Below are 3,536 nucleotides of genomic sequence, written 5' to 3'. Positions count from 1 at the left end.
CTCCCTGTTGTGGGGGAGCCAGCAGGCCAGGCAGAACTCCACGCCGGGGGTGAGCAGGCTGACCAGTTCGGTGTCGGCCGCTGGTGTCCAGATGCCGCAGGCGGTCCACACGTCCAGGTCGGTGCGGTCCCGGGTGAGGTGGGCGGCGGTGTAGCTGGGGACGACCAGGGCGGCGAACAGGTCCGGTTTCATGATCTGCGCGCAGTGCGCGCAGGGTTGGTAGGGGATCTCGGGTGGGCGTTCGTCGGCGCCCACGACGACCGGGTGTCCGCAGGCGGTGCTGATCGTGGTGCCGAGGAGGTGCTCGCCGTAGCCGCCGAGCACCAGGTGTCGCCACCACAGCCAGCCGGCGGGTGGTTTCGCGTCGATGAGCCAGAAGGCGGGCAGCCGCCCGAGCCTGGCGTGGTCGTAGTCGTTCATCAGGACCGTCCCCCGACGGCAGTCAGTCGACAGGATCAGGCGGCCAGGGCCGCGACGATGGCCACGGTGGTGGCCAGGGCTAGCAGGCTCACGGCGATCGCGCGGGCGACGGCGGCGAAGCGCCGGCGGCGTATGCGGCGGCGCTGTGCCTGGAAGGCGCGCAGGGCGAGGAGGTCGCGTGTGCGGGCGGTGTCGGCGAGGTCTCCGCCGTGGTTGGTCACCGGGTGGCTCGGGTGGTGAGGGTGCGGAAGGTTCCGGTGCCGGGGTCGTACTCGAGGGCACGCCGTCGCCGTGATTCCGGGGGTAGTCCGCGTTCCGCGAGCCACGCCGCTCCCCGCAACAGCAGGGCTACGCCCATCGCCGATCCGACCCACCAACACAGCGCCCACATGGCAAGCCCCTCCAATATGACCCGAAGTACTCGGTAAGTTACTCGGTGAATCTTAGTCGTGAAGATTCACGAGTCGCCATGACCCAAACGGGGCAACTCCGAGGCGGCATCGCGGCGGGTGACAGACTTCGTGCGACGACTGAGTGGGGAGGACGCGTGCCGCGACACAATCCGACGGTGAGCAAGCGGCAGTTGGGCGCGGCACTGCGTCGGCTCCGACGAGCCGCCAACCTCACGGGTGACGAGGTAGCCCGCCGCCTCGAGTGGTCCGGACCGAAGATCAGCAACATCGAGACGGCTCGCGTCACGACTCACCCGAACGATGTTCGCCTACTGCTTGACCTGTACGACGTACGCAGCGAAGACGAGCGCGCCCTGTTGCTGGAGCTCTGTCGGGGATCGCGGATGCCCGGTTGGTGGCAGCGCTATGGGAACAAAGCCCTGCAGAACTGGGCCAACCAACATATCGGTCTTGAGGACGCGGCAACGGAGATTCGGTACTTCGGGATAGATCTCGTCTACGGGCCACTCCAGACTTCCGACTATGCCCGGTCGGTCATCAGTGCGGGTTCTCCCGACCACAGCGGTCAGGACATCGAAAAGTCCGTTCAACTCAGGGCGGAGCGCCGCGAGCACTTCCTGGCCAACGGTTCGCCCCTTTGGGGTGTTCTTGATGAGGCTGTCATCCGCCGTACGGTTGGCGGATCCACGGTCATGCGTCAGCAGCTGGACTTCCTTGTCGAGGCGTGCACTTTGCCGCATGTCACACTGCAGATCTTGCCCCTCGCGGCTGGTGCTCACGCTGCAATGGGTACCGCCTTCCGCATCCAAAGCTTCGACGACGGGTCTTCGATTGTCTACGTGGAGAATCTCACGAGCGCACAGTATCTTGAGCGCGCCAGCGACATCAAAAAGTACTCTGTGGCGTTCGACTTCCTGCGCGCTGTAGCATTGAGTCCAGAGGACTCCGCAACTCTGATGAAGAAGGTGGCACGGGAGCTGTGAAGGAATTTATTTGGCGCAAGAGCAGCTACAGTGGTGGTTCCGAAAACTGTGTTGATGTCGGTATCACCACCGATCTCGCGGCCGTCCGTGACACCAAGAATCGTGACGGTGGGACGCTGGTCGTCGACCGGGACACGTTCGCGGCGTTTCTTGCTGCGGTGAAGTTTGGCCGCCTGTAGCCAGCACCCCGGCGAGCCCCCGACCAATGCCGCGCATGGTCGGGGGTCGTTCTCTGTCAGCTCACGCGAACCACGCGATATCGCCGAAAATCACTTCGCGCCCCTCCTCCTCGTACTCCCGCGTCTCCCGTTCGATGCGTTCCGCCTGCTCGTCTCGGCTTCCCTCCCACGGGGTGAACGTGCCTCCCTGTAGGCTCCCGGGTGTGATCCTGCCTTCGCGCACGAGTCCGGCCGCTATCCGACCTGCCCTGCTGATCTGCTGATCCCAGGGAACGCCGCCCACCGCGACCAGGACGCCGACTACCTCGGTCATCATGACGTGGTCGAACTTCGCGAGATCGCACACGGATTCGCGAACCTCGTAATCAATATCCATCCGGTTTGTTCCTTGCTGTGACGTGTACCCATGTACTTCGGAAAAATTTCGTGGACGTCTCTGGGATCTAGTGTGGGGTTGTTCTCGTACTTTCCTGCAAGTTGGCAGTGGTCCCGTCGGGGTGCTCCACCATGATGTCGCCATGCTTCTGGCGTTTAGCCTCCTGTGCGCGGTAGCATTGGGTCCCGGTGAATCCGTAACTCCGATGGAGAAGGCGGTAACGAGACATGAATAATTTTCAGTGGTGTAAAAGTAGCTACTGTGGAGGAATTAACAACTGTGTGGAGGTCGGACAAGCTCCTGGTGTCGTGGCTGTACGCGACACCAAGAACCGTGATGGTGGAACGCTGGTCGTCGACCGTGGCACGTTCGCGGCGTTCCTCGCTGCGGTGAAGTCCGGCCGCCTGTAATCCGATTCTCTGACCAGCCCCCGGCCAGGTGCGTCGCTGGTCAGGGGCTCGTTCCATATCAGCTCACGCGAACCACGCGATATCACCCAAGTTCACCTCGCGTCCCGTTTCCTCGTACTCCCGCGTTTCCCGTTCGATGCGTGCCGCCTGCTCGTCTCGGCTTCCCTCCCACGGGGTGAACGTGCCTCCCCGTAGGCTCCCGGGTGTGATCCTGCCTTCGCGTACGAGTCCGGCTGCTATTCGACCTGCCCGGCTGATCTGCTGGTCCCAGGGAACCCCGCCAACGCGAACGATGAGGCCAATGATCTCAGCCATCATGACGTAGTCGTCCTCGGCAAGGTCGCACACGGATTCGCGGACCTCGTGATCAATGTTCATTTAGTTTTTCCTTACTGCGACGTGTACTTTGAAGAAATTTCGGTGCACGTCCCTGATGTCCAGTGTGGGCTAGTCCTTAGTTGACTTCGCGCTTTCACGCAAGCCAACAGTGGTGCCGTCAAGATGCTCCATCATGATGCCGCAATGACCCGAGGGATATATCCTTCGGGTGCCCTCTGAGAGGACGGCAAATATTTCCCGCACTTCAGCGGCGGTATCGACTTCACGTACAGTGGTCCGCCTCCCACGTGGGGAAAGCCGCCCGATCCCCTCACCGTCGTCCCTCGCGTACTCGCTCGCGGTCTTCCCTCGCCACGTCCCCACGGTGGGTGGCGCGGCCGGTGGCCCGGCAGCCGTAGGAGCGGGGCGGGGGGGGG

General features: G+C 63.2%; 8 protein-coding genes. 3 read left to right on the top strand and 5 right to left on the bottom strand.

All coding sequences use genetic code 11. The annotated features are described in order from the left end of the window. The 3 genes from ACTIDRAF_RS0225280 to ACTIDRAF_RS34130 all read right to left on the bottom strand — a co-directional run. On the bottom strand, nucleotides 1-420 hold a 420-nt coding region (locus ACTIDRAF_RS0225280; RefSeq protein WP_026066485.1), incomplete at its 3' end, for a hypothetical protein. A gap of 35 nt (nucleotides 421-455) precedes the next feature. Further along, complete coding sequence (locus ACTIDRAF_RS0225275; RefSeq protein WP_016701441.1) at nucleotides 456-641, bottom strand: hypothetical protein; 186 nt, start codon at nucleotides 639-641, stop codon at nucleotides 456-458. Then, on the bottom strand, nucleotides 638-778 hold the full coding sequence (locus ACTIDRAF_RS34130) for a hypothetical protein (RefSeq protein WP_157163272.1): 141 nt from the start codon (nucleotides 776-778) through the stop codon (nucleotides 638-640). Before ACTIDRAF_RS34130 ends, ACTIDRAF_RS0225275 begins: the two co-directional genes overlap by 4 nt. Nucleotides 779-988: 210 nt before the next feature. Here ACTIDRAF_RS34130 and ACTIDRAF_RS0225270 point away from each other — a divergent pair, with 210 nt between their 5' ends. Together ACTIDRAF_RS0225270 and ACTIDRAF_RS33245 are read left to right on the top strand one after the other, a co-directional pair. Then, nucleotides 989-1,816 carry a DUF5753 domain-containing protein gene (locus tag ACTIDRAF_RS0225270; RefSeq protein ID WP_016701440.1) on the top strand — a complete coding sequence of 276 codons (828 nt, stop codon included), beginning with the start codon at nucleotides 989-991 and terminating at the stop codon, nucleotides 1,814-1,816. Beyond that, nucleotides 1,813-1,995: a DUF397 domain-containing protein gene (locus tag ACTIDRAF_RS33245; RefSeq protein WP_083886707.1), complete on the top strand. Its 183-nt coding sequence runs from the start codon at nucleotides 1,813-1,815 to the stop codon at nucleotides 1,993-1,995. Before ACTIDRAF_RS0225270 ends, ACTIDRAF_RS33245 begins: the two co-directional genes overlap by 4 nt. Before the next feature lie 61 nt (nucleotides 1,996-2,056). Here the strand turns inward: ACTIDRAF_RS33245 and ACTIDRAF_RS32295 are convergent, their stop codons facing one another. Further along, on the bottom strand, nucleotides 2,057-2,371 hold the full coding sequence (locus tag ACTIDRAF_RS32295) for a hypothetical protein (protein ID WP_016701439.1): 315 nt from the start codon (nucleotides 2,369-2,371) through the stop codon (nucleotides 2,057-2,059). A 227-nt stretch (nucleotides 2,372-2,598) separates the two neighbouring features. Between ACTIDRAF_RS32295 and ACTIDRAF_RS0225260 the strand changes: the two genes are divergently transcribed. Beyond that, entirely contained in the window at nucleotides 2,599-2,781 is a 183-nt protein-coding gene (locus tag ACTIDRAF_RS0225260) for a DUF397 domain-containing protein (RefSeq protein WP_026066484.1), read from the top strand. Between the two features lie 63 nt (nucleotides 2,782-2,844). Here the strand turns inward: ACTIDRAF_RS0225260 and ACTIDRAF_RS31340 are convergent, their stop codons facing one another. After that, nucleotides 2,845-3,159: a hypothetical protein gene (locus ACTIDRAF_RS31340; protein ID WP_016701437.1), complete on the bottom strand. Its 315-nt coding sequence runs from the start codon at nucleotides 3,157-3,159 to the stop codon at nucleotides 2,845-2,847. Nucleotides 3,160-3,536 lie beyond the last annotated feature (377 nt).

This window comes from Actinoalloteichus spitiensis RMV-1378, assembly GCF_000239155.1.
Lineage (GTDB): Bacteria > Actinomycetota > Actinomycetes > Mycobacteriales > Pseudonocardiaceae > Actinoalloteichus_B > Actinoalloteichus_B spitiensis.
The sequence above is the reverse complement of the archived record's forward strand: the minus strand, read 5'-3'. Positions and strand labels throughout refer to the sequence as shown.